Origin of the sequence: Pseudomonas sp. 65/3-MNA-CIBAN-0223 (genome assembly GCF_040310425.1) — a bacterium.
Lineage (GTDB): Bacteria > Pseudomonadota > Gammaproteobacteria > Pseudomonadales > Pseudomonadaceae > Aquipseudomonas > Aquipseudomonas gregormendelii.
This window is the reverse complement of sequence record NZ_JBEOPV010000268.1, coordinates 1-250: the sequence shown is the minus strand read 5'-3', so window position 1 is coordinate 250 and position 250 is coordinate 1. Positions and strand designations below refer to the sequence as shown.

General features: G+C 64.4%; 1 pseudogene. It reads left to right on the top strand.

Annotated features, from left to right (window positions below):
* Positions 1-250: pseudogene (gene trpC, locus AAEZ09_RS28840) on the top strand (indole-3-glycerol phosphate synthase TrpC); the annotation flags it as partial.

Genomic DNA, 250 nt, shown 5'->3' with positions numbered 1-250 from the left:
CCCTGCGGCTATCGCGGCATCGTACGAGGAAGCCGGCGCCGCCTGCCTCTCCGTGCTCACCGATCAGGTGTTCTTCCACGGAAGTGCATCGGATCTTCGCGCTGCGCGCGATGCGTCAAGCGTGCCGGTGCTTCGCAAGGATTTCATCGTGGACGCCTATCAGGTTTGGGAGGCGCGTGCGATGGGGGCCGATTGCATCTTGCTCATAGCGGCGGTCCTCGATGGCGGCGCGATGCGGGAACTCGAATGC